Here is a 1,520-nt window from a genome sequence, read left to right on the forward strand (position 1 = left end):
ACTTTGGAAACATTATTTGAGTTAACGACTCCACCTTACTTTTAGTATCTCGCAATGAATCTTCCGACCGCCGTTGTGTTGAAGTTCTATTGCGCCACCGGGGTATAAATCACTTTCGTTTAACTCAATTAAAAGCTCGTTCTTGTGAGCATCCTCTAAATAAAGGTAATAACACCCACCATAAAGGTTCTGCGTATCTGGCACGGCAACAAAAGATTTCTTTCCGAACAGTAAAACAGCCTCTTTTTCTCCATGCTCTGTTAGCAATAATCGAAATTCTTGTCCATCAGGCGCGATCCCCCATATACGCAAGATCGGCGCTCTATGTGGCTTATACCAAAATTGATAGTAAAGACCTGCCACTACAACCAGTGAAATTAATAAGGCCATTTCAATCCTCAAAAACAAGCAACATTCCAAAATCGTTTTTCATTCATTTTTACTGCTGGGCATGATGCCCACCTTCAATCCTCTTTTCGCATGAAAAAACGACCTAAACTTAGATGGTTAGTGACCATATCCTCTTTACCTTTAAGCAGGGAACCTATTATGAATAAAAAAACGCTGTTGGCGGCCATGATGGTCGCGTTGGTGACCTTTGCCGCTGCTGGATGTTCTTCAAACCAAGAAATAAAAACCACAGATGGTCGCACTATCGTTACAGACGGCAAACCCAAAGTTGACAGTGATACGGGGTTAGTATCCTACAAAGATGCCCATACAGGCCGAACCGAACAGATCAACCGTGACAAAATTACCAACATGAGTGAACTAGACAACTGATACGGATAAAAGGAGCTGGCTTTGAAAAAGATTTTTGTTTCAGTGTTCGCAGCGGCAGTTGCGCTTTCAGCCCTAACCGGCTGCACGCGCACAAGCTATGCCATCCACACCAACGACGGGCGTACAATTGTCAGCGACGGCAAGCCTACAGAATCAGACTCAGGCCTGCTGGGCTATAAAGACGCAAATGGTGTCAAACAGCAGATCAATAAAGCCGACGTTAAAGAAGTCTCTGAAATTCCGCATTGAGGCATCGCTCTCTCCGAAAAGGGCCGCTAATGCGGCCCTTTTCTTTATCTGCCCCAACAACAGGCAAAAAAAGCCCCCGCTGGGGGCCAAATACCTGCAGTGGCTGGATAGTACTGCATTCCTGATGAAGGAGACGAATAAGTATGGGCCGGATTTTTGCGTCTGCAGGCTCGGTCGCCACAATTTTTCCGTACCCGCCAGGCATCATGCTTTTACCATAACATCCGTTGTCTGCACCGCCGGATCGGCACTGACGGCGCAGACGGCACCTGGCACCCGAAAACCCGGCTTAAGCAACGCTACATCCTCCGTTAAGCCGGGAGATAATTTTTACCCGACTGCATAGCCATGCAGCCAGGTGAATGACGGCAGGATTCAGCCCAAAAACAGCGTGAAGGCCCCGAAAACCGGCAAATGCTTTTCCAGCCACTCCCACAGTTCTGCCGCCAGATGCAGGCAGTTAAGTACAGCTTCAATACCAATAAGCA

General features: G+C 47.1%; 3 protein-coding genes. 2 read left to right on the plus strand and 1 reads right to left on the minus strand.

The window, feature by feature from the left end; all coding sequences use genetic code 11:
- Positions 1 to 21 precede the first annotated feature (21 nt).
- Positions 22 to 390 carry a hypothetical protein gene (locus ACFCYN_RS25415; protein ID WP_044704866.1) on the minus strand — a complete coding sequence of 123 codons (369 nt, stop codon included), beginning with the start codon at positions 388 to 390 and terminating at the stop codon, positions 22 to 24.
- Between the two features lie 159 nt (positions 391 to 549).
- On the opposite strand from ACFCYN_RS25415, the gene ACFCYN_RS25420 reads away from it, so the two are divergent.
- A complete protein-coding gene (locus ACFCYN_RS25420) occupies positions 550 to 783 on the plus strand; it encodes a YgdI/YgdR family lipoprotein (RefSeq protein ID WP_044704865.1) in 234 nt (77 codons plus the stop codon).
- A 21-nt stretch (positions 784 to 804) separates the two neighbouring features.
- Positions 805 to 1,032: a YgdI/YgdR family lipoprotein gene (locus ACFCYN_RS25425; protein WP_000719360.1), complete on the plus strand. Its 228-nt coding sequence runs from the start codon at positions 805 to 807 to the stop codon at positions 1,030 to 1,032.
- Positions 1,033 to 1,520: the final 488 nt, after the last annotated feature.

This window comes from Gottfriedia sp. NPDC056225 (assembly GCF_042267765.1).
Taxonomy (GTDB): Bacteria; Bacillota; Bacilli; order Bacillales; family Bacillaceae_G; genus Gottfriedia.